The organism is Pseudomonas sp. AF32, from assembly GCF_022342325.2.
Taxonomy (GTDB): domain Bacteria; phylum Pseudomonadota; class Gammaproteobacteria; order Pseudomonadales; family Pseudomonadaceae; genus Aquipseudomonas; species Aquipseudomonas uvaldensis.
The window spans coordinates 57,564-74,633 of sequence record NZ_RQJK02000003.1 but is presented as its reverse complement, the minus strand read 5'-3'; the positions used below and the strand labels follow the sequence as shown (position 1 = coordinate 74,633).

Sequence of the window (17,070 nt, the reverse complement as noted above, 5' to 3'; positions counted from 1 at the left end):
CCGATGGCGTCATCAGGACTGTTATTGGCTCTAGGCCTGTTCATCGGGTTAAGCGTGACCGCTCACGCCGCGCCACTGGACGAACCCCTCAAACCACTGCCACCCGTTCCGGCCCTGGACCCCAAGCGTGTCCAGCTGGGTCAGCGGCTGTTCTTCGACCCACGGCTGTCGGTCAATAACACCCTGTCCTGCGCCAGTTGCCATCGCCTGGACAAGGGCGGTGCCGACGACAAAGCGTTTTCCCTGGGCTTCGATGGCAAGCCGGTCGAAGTGAACACGCCCACCGTATTCAATGCCAGCCTGAACTTCCATCAGTTCTGGGACGGCCGCGTGGACACCCTGGAAGAACAAGTGCATGTGGTCGTCACCAGCCCCACGGAGATGGGCAGCACCTGGGAAACCGTGGTCAAGCGCATCGCCGATGATCCGGGTTATGCCAAGGACTTTTCCGCCGCCTACCCCGACGGGGTCACCAAGCCCAACATCCAGGGCGCCCTGGCCGATTTCGAACGCACCCTGCTGACGCCCAACTCGCGCTTCGACCAATACCTGCTGGGCAACACCGACATCCTCACCCCGCGGGAAAAATTCGGTTACCAGCGCTTCAAGGAGTACGGCTGTATCGCTTGCCACCAGGGGGTGAACATCGGCGGCAACATGTTCCAGAAATTCGGCGTCATGGGGGATTACATCGCGGACCGGGGCAACCCGACCCGGGCCGACGAAGGCCGCTTCAACGTTACGGGCGATGAGGCCGACCGCCAGGTCTTCAAGGTGCCTAGCCTGCGCAACGTGGCCCTCACCGCACCGTATTTCCATGGCGGGTCGGCGCCGACCCTGGAGCGCGCGGTGGAAGTGATGTTCAAGTACCAATTAGGGCGTGAGCCCGTGAAGAACGACACAGAGCTGATCGTCGAATTCCTCAAGACCCTCACCGGCGAATGGGAGGGCAAGCCATTATGAAAGTCCTTCGTCGCTTCGGCCTGCTGCTCGTTGGCCTCCTGCTCGCCTCGGTCCTGCTGTTCATGTACGTCAACTCCAGCCAGCAGCAGGCAGCCTCGTACATTGAATCCCGGGACCTGATCCGCCTGCTCAAGCAGCAGGACGCCATCTGGGACAACGAAGTGCTCAAGTCGCGGGTTGCCCTGAGCCACAACTATGACCCGCTGGTTTCCCCGCTGCATGAAATGGCGCGCCTGTGGCAGCGCCTGGACGCCATTGAGTCGGAGCCAGGCCGCCACGCGCCCACGCTCTGGGAGGGTCTGCGTGACCAATACCTCAAGGCGATCAAGGAAAAGACCCGCCTGGTGGAACAGTTCAAGTCCCACAACGCAATCTTGCGCAACTCCCTGGCATTCCTGCCCACCGCCGAGGACGACATCCAGGCACAGTTCGCTCTGTTGCCCGATACCGAAAAACTGGAGCTGCAAAACGTTGCCATCGACACCTACGACCTGATGCTCAGCGGCATGGAGTTTTCCCACCTCACCACCCGTGAAATAGCCGCCGAAGTGCTGCTGGGCCTGAACCGGCTCGATATGGACAAGGAACGCCTGCCGGCGGGGCTTCAGAATTCGATCGACATCCTGAGCCGGCACATCGCCCTGATTCTGCGAGAACAACCGAGGGTCAATGAGCTACTGGAGGGGATCCAGGCCGTCCCGGTTTCCAATCATCTGGACACCATCACCACCCTGTTGGAAAAAGACCAGGCAAAAGCGGCCAGCAAATACCAGCGCAATCATATCTACCTGCTGGTATTCGCAACGTTCCTGATGCTGATACTGATCTGGCTGGCGATCCGGCTGGTGCGCAGCTTCGCCGAGATCAAGCGTGTCAACAACGCCCTGCAAACCGCCAACGACGAACTGGAACAACGGGTCGAGGAGCGTACCCGTCAGCTCAAGGACACCCAGAGCGAATTGATGGACACCGCCCGCCAGGCCGGCATGGCGGAAATCGCCACCAACGTGCTGCACAACGTCGGCAACGTGCTCAACAGCGTGAACATCTCCGCCGATCTGGTCAGCCGTAAACTGCGTAGCAGCAAGAGCCAGGGGTTGGGCAAGGCGATGCAATTGATCAACGAACACGCCAGCGACCTGGGGCGTTTCCTCATCGAGGACGAAAAAGGCAAGCTGCTACCCGGCTATCTCAACCAACTCGTGGACGCCATGGCAGTCGAGCAACAGGGCCTGATCGACGAGTTGGCGCAGTTGAGCAAGAGCGTGGACCACATCAAGGACATCGTTTCCACGCAACAATCCTATGCCGGCGCCAACACCCTGATGGAGCCGCTGGTGGTCAGCGAGCTGCTCGAAGACGCCCTGCGCATGAACTCCGGTGCCCTGACCCGTCACCATGTGACGGTGATCAAGAACTACGGCGATATACCCAGGATCATGGGCGACAAGCACCGCCTGCTGCTGATCCTGATCAACCTGATCAGCAACGCCAAGTACGCCATGGCCGGCGTGTCCAACCATGCACGGAACATGACCCTCAGCGCCGCGGTCGTAGATGACGAGACCCTGCAGATCAGCGTCAAGGACGAAGGTGAAGGCATCCCGGCGGAAAACATGACCCGCATCTTCGCCCACGGTTTTACCACCCGCAAGGAAGGTCATGGGTTCGGCCTGCACAGCTGCGCACTGGCCGCCATTGAAATGAACGGCCACCTCACCGCTCACAGTGACGGGCCAGGCACGGGGGCAACGTTCGTGTTGCAAGTGCCGTTGAAACTTGCAGAAGGTGAGCCATGAACAACCTGAGTAACCGGCGCATCTTATTGATCGACGATACGCCCGCCATTCATGAAGATTTCCGCAAGATCCTCACCCCCGAGGACGAAAGCAACGCCGACCTGGAAGACATGGAAAGCGCCCTGTTCGGCGAGGCACCGAAGCCTTCCGGGCCGGTGTTCGAGCTCGACTCGGCCTATGGTGGCCAGGAAGGCCTGAGCAAATTGCTTGAAGCCCTCGACAAGGACCGTCCTTATGCCCTGGCCTTCGTCGACATGCGCATGCCCGAGGGTTGGGACGGCGCCAAGACCATCGAAGAACTCTGGAAGCGCGATCCGCAGCTACAGGTGGTGGTCTGCACCGCCTATTCGGATTATTCCTGGGATGAATTGCTGGACCGCTTGAAGGGTCATGACCGGCTGCTGATCCTGAAGAAGCCCTTCGACAATATCGAAGTCCAGCAAATGGCCAATACTCTGACCACCAAATGGGAAATGACCTCTCGCGCCCAGCTGAAGATGAACAAGCTCGAAGAGCTGGTGGAACAACGGACCCAGGCGTTCAAGCAGGCCAGCTCCCTGCTGCAGATGGAAATCGACGAACGCAAGATGTTGGAAACCCAGTTGGTGCAATCGGAAAAACTCGCCTCTCTGGGCCAGCTGGCAGCCGGGGTCGCCCATGAAATCAATAACCCGATCGGTTTCATTTCTTCCAACCTGGGGGCGCTGGACGGCTATTTCGGGAAACTTGGAGAAATGCTCGAGGCTTACGGCAGTGCCGAACAAGCCATCGCCTCGCCAGAAACGGTGGTGCGCCTGACGAAGCTGCGCGAACAGGTCGAACTGGATTTCCTGGTCGAGGACATTCCCGTGCTGATCAAGGAATCCAAGGACGGCATCGCACGGGTCGGGCAGATCGTCAAGGATCTGAAGGACTTCTCCCGCGTCGACTCCAACCAGGAATGGCAGATGGCGAATTTGCAACAGGGCATGGATTCGACCCTGAACATCGTCGCCAACGAGATCAAGTACAAGGCCGATGTGATCAAGGAATACACGCCGCTGCCGGAAGTCGAATGCCTGCCCTCGCAGATCAACCAGGTGATCATGAACCTGATCGTCAATGCCGCCCAGGCCATTGGCCCGGAGCGCGGCACCATCACCCTGCGCAACGGTGTCGAGGGTGACCGGGTGTGGATCGAAGTCGCCGACACCGGCTCGGGCATTCCACCGGAAACGCTGCAGAAAATCTTCGACCCGTTCTTCACCACCAAGCCCATCGGCCAGGGCACGGGGCTTGGGCTTTCGCTGTCTTATGGGATCGTGAAGAAGCATAACGGCGAGATCACCGTGCGCAGCGAAGTGGGCGTGGGGACGACGTTCCGAGTCGAGTTGCCGATTCGGCAGATGAAATTGGCGGGGTGAGCGATCCGGACAGGATTGCCTGTTCCGTGAGGACGCCTCGCCTGCTGCCACTGGATCATTGGCCCTAACCTTAGGGTACCTGCCCATACCTGTCAGGTTTGACAGTAGACGAGTGCTCCCTGTCGATTGAACATCCCTGCATCGATGTTCACTCTCAGGGAAGGTCACCATGCTGAACCGGCGAGATCTGGTGAAGTTCACCTCACTCTGTGCGGCATTCACCTCGTTGAAGCCCCCCCTGGCGGCTGGCGGTGACGCTCCCAAAATCGATGACACAGCTCGTTTCACTTATGAAAAACTGATCACACTCGCCGAAAAAAAAGCGCTGAAACCGTACGTACGGCCCGCCACTCCCGCTGAATCCGTTCTATCGAAAATCGATTACAACGCGCGAGGCCTTATCCGATTCGATACCAATCGCGCGCTGTTCGCCAAGGGTCCCGGCCAATATCCACTGACGTTTTTCCACCTGGGCGACCTTTTTCGCGTCCCGGTCAAGATGCATGTCATCACCAACGGCATCACCCACCCCATCAATTACGACAAGACGCTGTTCAGCATGCCTGCCGACAGCCCGGCCCAGGCACTCGGAGCCGACAGCGGGTTTGCCGGTTTTCGATTCCAGGAAAGCCGTCTGGGGGACCAGAAGAAACTCGATTGGAAACAACACGACTGGGTGGCTTTTTTGGGAGCCTCGTATTTCCGAGCCATTGGTGAACAGAATCAGTATGGAATTTCAGCACGGGGGATAGCAGTGGACGTTGCCTCGGCGAGCAACGCTGAAGAGTTTCCAGACTTCACCCACTTCTGGTTCGAGACGCCGATAGATGACCGGCAGTCGACCATGACGGTCTACGCATTGCTCGACAGCAACAGTCTGTGTGGCGCTTATCGTTTTATGATCAGTCGCACCCAGGGGGTGCTGATGGACGTCGAGGCCGCGCTGTTCCTGCGTCAGAACGTCGATCGCTTCGGCATCGCCCCGCTGACCTCAATGTTCTGGTTCGGTGAAACGGTCAAGCAGACGGCCATCGACTGGCGCCCGGAGATCCACGATTCTGATGGCCTGGCGCTTTGGACGGGAACGGGTGAACGCATCTGGCGCCCACTCAACAACCCTGCACGCACCATGACTTCAGCCTTTTCAGACAACAATCCCCGAGGATTCGGACTGCTTCAACGGGACCGATCTTTCGCCAATTACCTGGACAAGGTGCACTACCAGCGTCGACCCAGCGTATGGGTAGAACCTCTGGAGGGTTGGGGCGAAGGAAGCGTACAGCTGGTAGAAATCCCGACCGACGGTGAAATCCACGACAACATCGTCGCGATGTGGGTCCCCAAGGAACCCGCCGAAGCCGGCGACCACTATCACTTGAAGTATCGATTGCATTGGCTTTCCGATGAGCCATATCCCGGCAATCTGGCACGCTGCGTGGCGACACGCCTGGGAACGGGGGGTGTTCCAGGCTCCCCGCGTCGCGAGGGTGTGCGCAAATTCGTTGTTGAATTCGTGGGAGCACCGCTTGCAAAGCTGGCCCCCGGCGTGAAGCCAGAAGCCGTGCTCTGGGCGTCCAGAGGCTCTTTTTCCAACGTGGTCATCGAGTCCATGCAAAGCAGCGGACTGCCGGGGCACTGGAACGCTCAATTTGATCTGACTGTCGAGGGCAGCGAGCCGGTCGAGATGCGTTTGTATTTGCGGCTGGGGAAAGAAACAGCCTCCGAGACCTGGCTCTACCAGTACCACCCCTTCAACTCAAAACCCCAGATACTGGGCCAGCAAACGCCCCTTCGCCCATCACCCGTCACACCCAAGGCCTGAGCCCCATGGACACGACACGAGTGATCACGATGATTCTGGTGGCTATCTTGATCGTCACTGTCTGGTTTCATCCCGCGTCCCGAGCCGAGGAGCGAGCCGGGAAACAGCAGCAGGACGCGTTTTTTATCGAACGCTTGATCGACCAGATGACCCTGGAGGAAAAAGCCGGTCAATTGACCCAACTGGCCATGCACATCACCCCGACGGGAGCCACCATCGACGTCAAGGATGGACCAACCATCGGGGTCGCTGAAGCGGGCTCCCTGATAGGTGCTTATGGCGCCGGGCACACGGCGGCGCTGCAACGCGAAGCCATCCAGAATGCGCGTCTGCACATTCCGCTACTGTTCGCCTTCGATGTGATTCACGGCTTCCGTACTGTATTCCCCGTACCGCTGGCCGAGGCGTCGGCCTGGGACCCGGAGCTGTCTCGACGAACCGCCCGGGCAGCAGCCGTCGAAGCCACGGCGAGCGGCTTGCATTGGACGTATGCGCCGATGGTGGATATCGCACGGGACCCCCGCTGGGGAAGAGTCGTCGAGGGCGCCGGCGAAGATCCTTTCCTGGGCGCAGCCTTGGCGGCCTCTCGAGTGGCCGGCTTCCGCGGCAAGGGCGCTCCCGACACATCGGCAATTCTGACCACCGCAAAGCATTTTGTCGGCTACGGCGCCGCCGAGGGAGGGCGTGATTACAACATCTCGGAGATGTCCGAGCGAACGCTCGAGGAAGTCTACCTCCCCCCCTTTCGTGCCGCCGTACAGGCCGGGGTCGATTCGGTCATGCCCGGCTACAACGAGATGGACAGCACGCCGATGCATGCCAGTCAAAGACTGATCAATGACAAGCTGCGTAGGGAGTGGGGATTCAAAGGGATAGTCATCAGTGATTACCAGGCCATCGGTGACCTGATACAGCATGGCGTCGCCTCGACAAAGCAAGAAGCAGCCCGACTGGCACTCGGCGCGACAGTCGACATCGCCATGGTCAGCGGCAACTATGCCACGGAGCTACCTGCTCTGGTACGTAGCGGTCGACTCCCCCCCACCTTGGTCGATGATGCGGTGCGACGCGTGCTCCAGGCCAAACAACGGCTGGGCCTGTTCGACGACCCTTATCGATACAGCGACCCGGCCCGCGAAAAAGCGCTGACGATGACACCTCAAACGCGCGCGCTGGCACGAGAGGCGGCACAGAAATCCATTGTGCTGCTGAAAAATGACGGTGCCTTGCTACCGTTGTCGAAAAACCTACGAAAGATTCTCGTGGTCGGCACCTTGGCGAACGACGCCCAGTCCACCCTGGGCCCTTGGTTCGGCGTCGGTCGAGCCGAAGAATCGATAACGGTACTAGAGGGCATAAAACGTGCGGTTTCGCCTGGAACCAAGGTTGTCTATGTCACTGGTGCCTCTCCCGATAACCTCGACACGTCCGGTCTCGAAGAGGCTCGGCAAGCCGCCGGCGACGCCGATGCGATTGTTGCGGTGCTCGGCGAGACGGCCAACATGAGTGGAGAGGCCCGCAGCCGCACCTCCCTTGATTTGCCCGGGGCGCAAAACACGCTTTGGGCGCAATTGCAAAGCACCGGCATACCCATGGCCGTCGTTCTCATGAACGGCCGCCCGTTGGCCATACCGGCCATGGACAAACAAGTGCCGGCCATCATCGAGGCCTGGTTCCTGGGATCCGAAATGGGCAATGCCGTGGCCGATGTGCTGTTTGGCGATGTAAACCCCAGCGGCAAACTTCCTGTCACCTTTCCGCGCACCGTCGGCCAGATTCCTCTTTACCATGCGCATAAAAACACCGGACGACCACCGGACAAAGCCAATCTCTTCACTTCCAGATACGCGGATGAAGAATGGACCCCTCTTTACCCCTTTGGTCACGGCCTGAGCTACACCACGTTCAGCTACGGATCGCCCAAGCTCAGCAAGCGGCAACTGGCCTTCGATGAGACACTCGGCGTTCAGGTGGATGTGCGTAATAGCGGCCAACGAGCCGGTGAGGAAATCATCCAGTTGTACTTACGGCAGAACATCGCCAGCTTCACGCGCCCAGTGCGGACCTTGCGTGGCTTTACCAAGGTCCGACTGGCTCCGGGTGAAACCAGGACCGTCGAGTTCCTGCTGGATCAGAACGACTTCGCGTTACTGGGCAAGGACCTCTTGCGGTTCGTCGAAATGGGGACTTTCCAGGTGTTCGTCGGAGGCAGCTCCACTACCACCAATGGGGCAAGCTTCGAAGTCACAACCAGTGCCCAACTGCCCGTCCAGCACTCTGCGATTCCACGTCTACCGCGCGAAAATGTCTCGCGTTGAGCCCTTTCTCACCCGGATCAGACAACCAGACCGGTTCCTGGGCCAGCGTATTGCCGTTCACTTAAGACTTGCCCGGTTCATTGTGGCGAGGGGATTTATCCCCGCTGGGCTGCGAAGCAGCCCCAATACAGGCGACTCAATCTGCCTGATGCACCGAGTAGCAGGGCTTTGGGACTGCTGCGCAGCCCAGCGGGGATAAATCCCCTCGCCACAGGTGCATCGTTTTTCTTAAGTGAACAGAATTACGATCAACTGATCGAGGCTTGCGGTTTCATCCCAGGCAACTACGAAGCGACGCCTACCGAACCTTGAGCAATACCCTTCGGTTGCAACTTGAACGCGTAGAACAGCACCGTCAGCAGCACCAGGAACGCAGGGCCTACATAAAGCGCCACCCGGGTATCCGGGAAGTACGCCATCAGCCCCACCACCAGAACCAGGAATGCCAGCGCCAGGTACGAGCTGACCGGGTACAGCCACATGCGGTATTTCAGCGCGGCACGCTCGGAAGTACTCAGGCCCCTGCGAAATTTGAGCTGGGCCAGCAGGATCATCGCCCAGGTCCAGATCGCACCGAAGGTGGCGATGGAGGTCACCCAGACGAAGACTTTTTCCGGCACCAGGTAGTTGAGCAGCACGCCCAACAGCAAGGCGGCGATGGACAGCAACAACGCGCGGCGCGGGACGCCGTTGGCCGAGGTCCTGGCGAAACCGGCCGGGGCCTGGCCGTTCTGTGCCAGGCTGTAGAGCATCCGCCCGGTGCTGAAGATACCGCCGTTGCAGGAAGACAGCGCAGCGGTGATCACCACGAAGTTGATGATGCCGGCGGCGGTCTTGATACCCAGACGCTCGAAGGTCATCACGAAGGGGCTGCCCTGGGTGCCGATCTCGTTCCATGGATAGATCGACAGGATCACGAACAACGCGCCAACGTAGAACAGCAGGATCCGCCAGAACACCGAACCGATGGCGTCGGGGATGGTTTTCTGCGGGTTCTTCGCCTCACCGGCGGTCAGGCCGATCATCTCCACGCCCAGGTAAGCGAACATCACCATTTGCAGCGACATCAACACGCCCGTCACGCCGTTGGGCATGAAACCGCCCTGGGTCCAGAGGTTGGAAATGCCCAACGCCACGCCATCGTTACCGAACCCGAAGGCGATGATGCCCACGCCGCCGATGACCATGGCGATGATGGTCACGATCTTGATCAGGGCGAACCAGAATTCGAATTCACCGAAGGCCTTGACCGCGATCAGGTTGATCGAGCCCATGCTGACCAGTGCGGCCAGGGCCCAGATCCAGCGGGGCACATCGGGAAACCAGATGCCCATGTACACCGCCACCGCGGTGATCTCCGCCACGCAGGTCACCAGCCACAGGAACCAATAGTTCCAGCCGGTCAGGAAGCCGGCCAGCGGGCCGAGATAGTCCTGGGCATAACGGCTGAACGAACCGGCCACTGGATTGTGCACAGCCATCTCGCCGAGGGCGCGCATGATCACCAGGATCGCCAGGCCACCAATGATGTAGGACAGCATGATCGCCGGGCCGGCCATTTCGATGGCCTTGGCCGAACCGAGGAACAACCCGACACCGATGCAGGCGCCAAGCGCCATCAGGCGGATATGTCGCTCGCCGAGTTCACGTTTGAGCGGACCACCCTGAGCGGTCTCGCCATGGGGCAGATGATTGCCGACAGGCATAGGGATACAACCTCGTTTTGTTATTGGATTGGCCACCGGGCTTCCAAGGCCACAGGCCGATAAGCCTGTTGCCTTGCCGAAACCGGGTCTGCGTCGTGGGCAGACCGTCCTGGAGACCGGAGCCTCAAGATCGGTGGGTCGTGCAGTATAAAAAGCCGGGTATAGAGAGATTCACTGTAAAAACAGAGAAATTCAGGATAAGCCTCAGACAAGACCGGGTTTTTGGAGATGCATTATCTGGATGAGAGACGTTTCTGAAAGCGCTGCGGAGTATTGCATAGAGAGGATGCAGCGTCATGCCTGGGCACCGGGCAATGGCTCTGGCACAAGACTTTCGGAGCCACTGCCGACTGGGGCGGGAGGAATTATCTGTGGGAGGGGATTTATCCCCTCTTGCCACAGATAAATCCCCTCGCCACGGATAAATCCATGCTCCCGGTCGAGACAGGGAACAAGAGGGCTTCAAAGCCATGCAGTATCCCAGAGAGGGTAATCGCCAATACATTCCACCAGCCCAGCCCGAAGCGGATTGGCAATGATGTAGTCGGCGGTGGGTCGCAGCTCTTCATTGTCGCGAATCGCGCGGTCATGGAAGCCGCTTTGCCAAAGCGGACCAGAGGTTTCGGTCATGCTATTGATGCGATGGGTGCATCGAGCTTTGGTGGCACCGATGACACGACTCAGATGGCCGTCGTGGAGTTGCAGCAACCAGTGAAAATGATCCGGCATCACCACCCAGGCTAAAGAATTCACCAGACCAGAGTCATGAGCGCGTTTGAATTCGGCAACCAACAATCTTCCAACCTTCCAATTGGCAAAAACAGGACGACGCTTATGGGTAACGGCCGTCACCAGATAGGCGCGTCCTTGCTCCGAATAACGTCCTCGACGCAAGCGATGTGATTTGGGGCGTGGATGCATTCCTTGCTTCCTTTGAGAGGGTTTGGATGCAGCGTAGCCATGCTGTTGTTTGATCGGCGCTGAGAAGATCGAGCGAATAGTCCGAAGCTTGTGTAGTACTTGTGATGTTGGGGCTTATTCTGTGGCGAGGGGATTTATCCCCGCTGGGCTGCGAAGCAGTCCCCCCCAATGGCACCCCGGTGTATCTGGCGATTGAGTTATCTGCATTGGGGGCTGCTTCGCAGCCCAACGGGGATAAATCCCCTCGCCACAGATGAATCCCCTTGCAACAGACAAATCCCCTTGCCACGGATAGATCCCCTCGCCGCAAAGAGCGGCTAGTGGAAGTCATGACAGACCGTTGCCCATCAATTTCCCCTCCCCCCGCGCCAACCACCGTCTAAGCTTCAAGCAAGTCCGATCAATCTGCGTGAGTGGATCAGTGACTATGGGCGCTTTGTGGCAAACCGATTCGAGTAAACCTGTGGTCCCGACTGAACGTATGGAAGAAGCGCCTTCACCCCAAAAAAATCGCCGTGCCCGGCATGGCTGGCGGGCTTTCTGGTTGTTGCTGCTGATTATCGTGGTGGTGGTCGGGCTGGCGGCCGCCAAGGAAATGCGCACCTCACGCTTCCAGGCCAGGGAAATCAGTCGGTATGCCGAGTCCTTGAACTATTCGGTGCAGCCAGGCCCCAGCGATGCCATCGTTTATCCCGGAGACGGGCCGTTCGACCGGCGGTTGGGCTACAGCGCCCTGGGGGAGTTTCTGCCGCGCTTGCTCAAGCGTAATTACGTGATCCAGGCCCAGGCCCGGTTTTCGCCGGCGCTGATGGACTACGTCAATAAAGGGTTGTTCGTTCCCTATCCGGAAAAAATCCAGGCCGGCCTGACCATCACCGATTGCCGCGCCGCGCCGCTGTATCAATTCAAGTACCCGCAACAGCTGTATGCGAGTTTCGATGCCATCCCCCCCGTGGTGGTGCAAAGCCTGTTGTTCATTGAAAACCGTTTCCTGCTGGATCCAAGGTACCCACAGGCCAATCCGGCGGTGGACTGGCCACGCTTCGGCATGGCGGCGTGGTCACAAGTGGCCAAGATGTTGAGCCTGCCGGGGCAATCCGCGGGGGGCAGTACGTTGGCGACTCAGCTGGAGAAGTACCGTCATTCCCCCGATGGACTGACCGTTTCGGGCGCGGAGAAAATCCGCCAGATGGTGTCCGCCAGCGTGCGCGCCTACCAGGCCGGCCCGCAAACCCTTGAGGCGCGGCAACGGATCGTTCGCGACTACCTCAACAGCGTGCCGCTCTCCGCCGTTCCTGGCCATGGCGAAGTGCACGGCATGGCTGAAGGCTTGCGAGTCTGGTACGGCGCCGACTTCAAACGCGCCAACGAACGACTGTTCAGCGATGCCACCGATCCACGGAGCCTGGCTGAAAAAGGCCTGGCCCTGAGGGAGATGCTGTCGCTGATGATCGCCCAGCGTCGCCCTTCCCATTACCTGTCCAAGGGCCGCGACGAGCTGGCGAGCCTGACCGATAGCCATCTCCGGCTGTTGGCACAGAACGGCGTGATCGATGGGGCTCTGGCCGATGCGGCCCTGGCGAGCAAGGTCAGTTACCGGGACTGGGTCCAGGACCCGACAATCCAACCCATCGAAACCAATAAAGGTATCAGCGCGGCTCGCAGTCGCCTCGCCACATTGCTCAACCGCCCGCTGTATGATCTCGACCGCCTGGACCTCTCGGCCACCAGCACATTGCAAAACGACTTGCAGGCCCAGGCCACCGAGTACCTCAAGCGCCTGGCGGACCCGGCCTTCGCAACCGAGATCGGCCTGATGGGCGAACGCCTGCTGACCCCGACCAGCACCACCCAGGTACGCTACAGCTTTACCCTGCTGGAACTGACCCCGGACGGCTCGCGGGTACGGGTACAGACCGACAGCACCGACCAGCCCTTCGATATCAACGAAGGCAGCAAGCTGGAACTGGGCTCTACCGCCAAGTTGAGGGTGCTCACCACCTACCTGCAGATCATCGCCGAATTGCATGAGCGCTATGGCCAGCAAACGCCGGCCGAGCTGAAGAAAGCCGACATCGCCGACCAGGACCGTCTGTCCCGCTGGGCCGTCGACTACCTGATCCAGAACAGCGACCGCAGTCTGCCGAAGATGCTTGAAGCGGCCCTGGACCGCACCTACTCCGCCAGCCCCGGCGAGGCGTTCTTCACCGGCGGCGGGCTGCACACCTTCCACAACTTCCGCAACGAAGACAACGGCCGCAACCCTACCCTGCGCGACTCCCTGCGCGAATCGATCAACCTGCCGTTCATCCGCCTGATGCGCGACCTGGTGCGCTATGCGACCTACGCGGGCCCCAGCAACAGCGCCGAACTGCTCAAGGACGACAAGGATCCGCGGCGCCAGGAATACCTGGCCCAGTTCGCCGACCGCGAAGGCACTTCGTTCCTGCTCAAGTTCTGGAAGAAGTACCAGAAGAAGGACACCAGCCAGCGTCTCGAGACGTTTCTCGACAGCATGCATCCCACCGCAATCCGTCTGGCCGCAGTGCACCGCTATTTCTTCCCCAACGACAGCCAGGAAAGCTTCAACCGCTTCGTGCGCTCGCATCTGAAATCGGCCAAAAGCGTCGAAAAACTCACCGATGAACGTCTGGAGCGGCTCTACCAGAGCTACGGCCCGGGCGCTTACGACCTGCCGGACCAGGGCTTCATTGCCAAAGTCCATCCGCTGGACTTGTGGTTGATGGGGTATTTATTGAACAACCCCGACGCCAAATTCAGTGAAATCGTCAAGGCCAGCCAGTTCGAACGCCAGGAGGTCTACAGCTGGCTGTTCAAAAGCCGGCACAAAAGCGCACGGGACAGTCGCATCCGTACCATGCTGGAGATCGAAGCCTTTCTGGACATCCACCAGCGCTGGCAGAAAGTCGGCTATCCGTTCGACCATCTCGTACCGTCGCTGGCTACCGCTATCGGCAGCTCCGGCGACCGCCCCGCGGCGCTGGCGGAACTGGTGGGCACGATTCTCAACGACGGGGTCCGGCAGCCGGCCCTGCGAATCGACAGCCTGCACTTCGCCGCCAACACCCCCTATGAAACGCAATTGATCAATGACCCGGACAACGGCAAGCGGGTGATGCCCGTCGAAGTGGCGCGGGCCTTGCGCGGGGCGTTGTCCCAAGTGGTCGATGCCGGTACCGCGAAACGGGTGGCCGGAAGTTTCAAACTGGCGGACGACACGCCATTACCAATGGGCGGCAAGACCGGCACCGGCGACAACCGCATCGAAGCCGTCGGGCCCGGCGGACGGGTGATCAGTTCCAAGTCGATCAACCGCACCGCCACCTTCGTGTTCTTCATTGGCGACAGCCATTTCGGCACCCTCACCGCCTACGTCCCGGGGGCCTCGGCGCAGAATTTCAAATTCACCTCGGCCCTGCCGGTGCAAGTGCTCAAGGGCATGGCGCCCATACTCTCCCCTTACCTGCAACCAGGCAGCCATACCCAGTGCCAGCCATTGGTGGCTCGCCAGTAGGGCCCGTGGGAGCGGCGCAAACCGGTTACACCTCCGAGTCCCATATCACCGTCACCGTGCCGCCGTATTGCTTGGCGTCCCCGCCCAGCATTTGCTCCACCTGGGCGCGGCCGACTTCAAAATGCAGGGTACCCGGCTTGCGGTCGATGAAAATCCCCGGCTGGAACAGCTCGGTGCCGCTGCCGTCCAGATAGAGCCGACGGCGGTTGACCGGTTGCCCGGTGGCGTCGGTCACGCCGCCGGGCAGGGTCACACTGATACTGACCGGCACCAGAAAACCGGAACTGGGTGCCCAGAGCATGCAGGTGTTGTCGCTGGCATCGGCGAACTGGCAATGCAGGTTCATCTTGAAACGCGACGAAGCCCAGAGATGGAAGGTCTGGTCACGAAACAACCGCGTCGGTTTTTGCCCTTGGTTCAGCCAGGCTTGCCAGCCACCCTGGGGTTCGAGCACGACCTTGTTCCCGCCAGGAGGGACTTCGACCCTGAGCGTGTGTTCGACCTCCAGATCGAAATTGAGCGTGAGCAAGGAGTCGTTCGCGACCATGACATCGCCGAAATCAAAGTCCCCGCCCGGCCCGATGGAATAAGACATCGTGCCGGTGTAGCGACCCGCAGACATCTTCAAGGGATTGGGGGTACGCAATTCATAGGAAAAACTGACGTCGTCATAACGAAACGAAGGGATCAGGTATCTGGCCTGTTTTGCACAGGTACCTGTTTGTGGAAAATGCCAGAAAAAAGAATAAGTCACCGCGGAGATCCCCGCCCCGAGGCCCGAACTGCGGCACGGCGAAGGGGCCTCATTCCAGGCGGAACCCCATAACAAGCCGTGAGCGACAGTGGCATTTCCCACTCCCGTCAGAGCGGTGACATCCAGATCCCGATAGCGTGCGCCAATACCCGCAACGCGCATCTCCACAACGCTACTTTCGCCCGTGGTGGCATGAGTAACCGTGACCGAGCGCCAGTCGGCCGGCACGTTGAACATCGCGCCTTGCCGAATGTTGCCGTGATTGTCCTGGATAGGACCGGAGGACCTGACATCGATGGGGAAAAAAACGCTGGAAATACCCAGGGCGTTGCATTGCGCTGCATGAACAAAACAATACCCACCCAGCGGCGTGGTATTGACGAATTTATTCTCCCTGGGCTTCAAGGGGTCTGGACGGAAACGCGCAGTGATGTCCATGGTCACCGCGCTGGCCGTCGACGTGCCGGCCAACAGCAGGACCAGAGTCATGGCAACGCGACACAATGAACGCCCGCGTCCGAAGGTGTTTGAAGGACTCATACTCTCTCCAATAATTAGCTACGGGGCCACCGCGTCGAACACCATGTGTACGGTGCCGTGGTAATTGCCGGGCGCATAATCTTCATCCGTCCTGACGGCGGAAATCTCCAGGCCAACGCGCCGACCGGGCCGGGCCTCGGCGGCCGAGACCACCCGATTCGAATCGAGACTCAATGCAACGTTGTTGAACAGGACAAGCAGGTCGATGCGATCACGGCCGTTGGACAAATACGCCTCCTCGGCCAGGCGGGCATTGATGGCGCCGTTGGCGTTCTTGACTTCGTAGTTGGCCCGTAACGGCAGGAGCCCGGAGGTCAAGGTGTTGAACTGCATCGGCTGCTCGCGTTCGACCAGTTGCGGGTCTACCGGCAGGACGTGGAAGTCGACGGTCGGCAGGGTGACGAGCACTTCGAATGTTTCCCGCTCCACGGTTCCCCATGCCGGGAGAAGCGGGAGTGTGAGCGTGCTGAACAGGAGGGAGCGGACCAGTGTCTTGAACATGATGGATACCTTTGGCGTCAGCGACGGCAAGTCGTCAGCCTTTGATTTCGACGGCTTTCTTCCCTGGGCCTTCGATCAGGTCGAAACGGTATTCCCGCCCCGGCTCCTTATCGAACGCAAAGGCACGACCGGCCATGACGTGGTGCTTTGTCGTCGGCCGGCAATCGTTTTCTTTTTGCGCGGAACAATCCTTGAACTCATCGATCACCACCACGCTGTTACCGTTGTTGCGCACCTGGTAGCGTCCGGCGCTGTCGTCGATGACGGTCTCGAAACGGGTGTCCCTGGGTCTTACGAAAAACACCGTGCCGAAACCGGCCAGCACTTTCACTCCAGCTGCGATGCGCTCCTTCTTGTAATCCTCGCGTTCCTCGGCGCTGACCGCGAACTCATCCTCGGCCTCCGGCACCACCGGCACGAAGCGAACCCTGAAGTAGCGCTCCTTGTCGCGATCACCCATGAACAGCAGTCGAGTGCCCTGCACGCCATTGGCCGGCACGATCAGGCGCGCCGGACTCGCCATCAGGCCGTTTTTGGTCATGGCGTCGACCTGGTCCTGCAGCGGCACCTCCTGGTAGCTGCCGTCCGCGGCGTAGAGGATTTCCATGATCTCGATCTTCACGAACGCCGTGGACGTGCCGCCGTTGAAGACCCTCTTCATGTAGGTGCTTTTGTCGCCGTCAAGGTAGTCGTAGACCACGCCGACATTAATCTGCGGCCCGGCCTGGGCCATCATGGAAAACAGCGAAAAACCACACAAAGCCAATAAGCGTTTCATTACCAAACCTCATGGATTGACGTCGGTCGA

General features: G+C 59.7%; 11 protein-coding genes and 1 pseudogene. 7 read left to right on the top strand and 5 right to left on the bottom strand.

Annotated elements, in window-relative coordinates; genetic code table 11:
* Positions 1–3 precede the first annotated feature (3 nt).
* The 6 genes and pseudogenes from EGM97_RS03985 (at position 4) to EGM97_RS03960 (ending at position 8,305) form a co-directional block, all read left to right on the top strand.
* Positions 4–963, top strand: coding sequence for a cytochrome-c peroxidase (locus EGM97_RS03985; protein WP_238961012.1), 960 nt, complete (start codon positions 4–6; stop codon positions 961–963).
* The gene (locus EGM97_RS03980; RefSeq protein WP_238961011.1) at positions 960–2,762 is read left to right on the top strand and encodes a DAHL domain-containing protein; all 1,803 of its coding nucleotides are present in this window, start codon (positions 960–962) and stop codon (positions 2,760–2,762) included. Before EGM97_RS03985 ends, EGM97_RS03980 begins: the two co-directional genes overlap by 4 nt.
* A gap of 590 nt (positions 2,763–3,352) precedes the next feature.
* Positions 3,353–3,439: pseudogene (locus EGM97_RS03975) on the top strand (hypothetical protein); the annotation flags it as partial.
* Between the two features lie 57 nt (positions 3,440–3,496).
* Complete coding sequence (locus tag EGM97_RS03970; RefSeq protein ID WP_477788776.1) at positions 3,497–4,165, top strand: ATP-binding protein; 669 nt, start codon at positions 3,497–3,499, stop codon at positions 4,163–4,165.
* Between the two features lie 169 nt (positions 4,166–4,334).
* On the top strand, positions 4,335–5,987 hold the full coding sequence (locus tag EGM97_RS03965) for an OpgD/OpgG family glucan biosynthesis protein (RefSeq protein ID WP_238961009.1): 1,653 nt from the start codon (positions 4,335–4,337) through the stop codon (positions 5,985–5,987).
* A gap of 5 nt (positions 5,988–5,992) precedes the next feature.
* Positions 5,993–8,305 carry a glycoside hydrolase family 3 N-terminal domain-containing protein gene (locus EGM97_RS03960; RefSeq protein ID WP_238961008.1) on the top strand — a complete coding sequence of 771 codons (2,313 nt, stop codon included), beginning with the start codon at positions 5,993–5,995 and terminating at the stop codon, positions 8,303–8,305.
* A gap of 284 nt (positions 8,306–8,589) precedes the next feature.
* Here EGM97_RS03960 and EGM97_RS03955 read toward each other — a convergent pair whose 3' ends face one another.
* Positions 8,590–10,011 (bottom strand): amino acid permease, encoded by a 1,422-nt coding sequence (locus tag EGM97_RS03955; RefSeq protein WP_238961007.1) that lies wholly within the window; start codon positions 10,009–10,011, stop codon positions 8,590–8,592.
* Between the two features lie 462 nt (positions 10,012–10,473).
* Positions 10,474–10,932 (bottom strand): REP-associated tyrosine transposase, encoded by a 459-nt coding sequence (locus EGM97_RS03950; RefSeq protein WP_238961006.1) that lies wholly within the window; start codon positions 10,930–10,932, stop codon positions 10,474–10,476.
* A 427-nt stretch (positions 10,933–11,359) separates the two neighbouring features.
* Here EGM97_RS03950 and EGM97_RS03945 point away from each other — a divergent pair, with 427 nt between their 5' ends.
* Positions 11,360–14,467 (top strand): transglycosylase domain-containing protein, encoded by a 3,108-nt coding sequence (locus EGM97_RS03945; protein WP_238961005.1) that lies wholly within the window; start codon positions 11,360–11,362, stop codon positions 14,465–14,467.
* A gap of 25 nt (positions 14,468–14,492) precedes the next feature.
* Here the strand turns inward: EGM97_RS03945 and EGM97_RS03940 are convergent, their stop codons facing one another.
* From EGM97_RS03940 to EGM97_RS03930, 3 genes are read right to left on the bottom strand one after another with little or no spacing between them, the layout of a single operon-like run.
* Positions 14,493–15,761 (bottom strand): hypothetical protein, encoded by a 1,269-nt coding sequence (locus EGM97_RS03940; RefSeq protein ID WP_238961004.1) that lies wholly within the window; start codon positions 15,759–15,761, stop codon positions 14,493–14,495.
* An 18-nt stretch (positions 15,762–15,779) separates the two neighbouring features.
* A complete protein-coding gene (locus EGM97_RS03935) occupies positions 15,780–16,262 on the bottom strand; it encodes a CS1 type fimbrial major subunit (RefSeq protein ID WP_238961003.1) in 483 nt (160 codons plus the stop codon).
* A 34-nt stretch (positions 16,263–16,296) separates the two neighbouring features.
* Positions 16,297–17,040: a molecular chaperone gene (locus tag EGM97_RS03930; protein ID WP_238961002.1), complete on the bottom strand. Its 744-nt coding sequence runs from the start codon at positions 17,038–17,040 to the stop codon at positions 16,297–16,299.
* Positions 17,041–17,070: the final 30 nt, after the last annotated feature.

Excerpts from the sequence above, each read along its gene's own strand:
- EGM97_RS03985 (WP_238961012.1), top strand. The coding sequence starts at position 4 with ATGGCGTCATCAGGACTGTTATTGGCTCTAGGCCTGTTCATCGGGTTA.
- EGM97_RS03980 (WP_238961011.1), top strand. The coding sequence starts at position 960 with ATGAAAGTCCTTCGTCGCTTCGGCCTGCTGCTCGTTGGCCTCCTGCTC.
- EGM97_RS03970 (WP_477788776.1), top strand. The coding sequence starts at position 3,497 with ATGCTCGAGGCTTACGGCAGTGCCGAACAAGCCATCGCCTCGCCAGAA.
- EGM97_RS03965 (WP_238961009.1), top strand. The coding sequence starts at position 4,335 with ATGCTGAACCGGCGAGATCTGGTGAAGTTCACCTCACTCTGTGCGGCA.
- EGM97_RS03960 (WP_238961008.1), top strand. The coding sequence starts at position 5,993 with ATGGACACGACACGAGTGATCACGATGATTCTGGTGGCTATCTTGATC.
- EGM97_RS03955 (WP_238961007.1), bottom strand. The coding sequence starts at position 10,011 with ATGCCTGTCGGCAATCATCTGCCCCATGGCGAGACCGCTCAGGGTGGT.
- EGM97_RS03950 (WP_238961006.1), bottom strand. The coding sequence starts at position 10,932 with ATGCATCCACGCCCCAAATCACATCGCTTGCGTCGAGGACGTTATTCG.
- EGM97_RS03945 (WP_238961005.1), top strand. The coding sequence starts at position 11,360 with ATGGGCGCTTTGTGGCAAACCGATTCGAGTAAACCTGTGGTCCCGACT.
- EGM97_RS03940 (WP_238961004.1), bottom strand. The coding sequence starts at position 15,761 with ATGAGTCCTTCAAACACCTTCGGACGCGGGCGTTCATTGTGTCGCGTT.
- EGM97_RS03935 (WP_238961003.1), bottom strand. The coding sequence starts at position 16,262 with ATGTTCAAGACACTGGTCCGCTCCCTCCTGTTCAGCACGCTCACACTC.
- EGM97_RS03930 (WP_238961002.1), bottom strand. The coding sequence starts at position 17,040 with ATGAAACGCTTATTGGCTTTGTGTGGTTTTTCGCTGTTTTCCATGATG.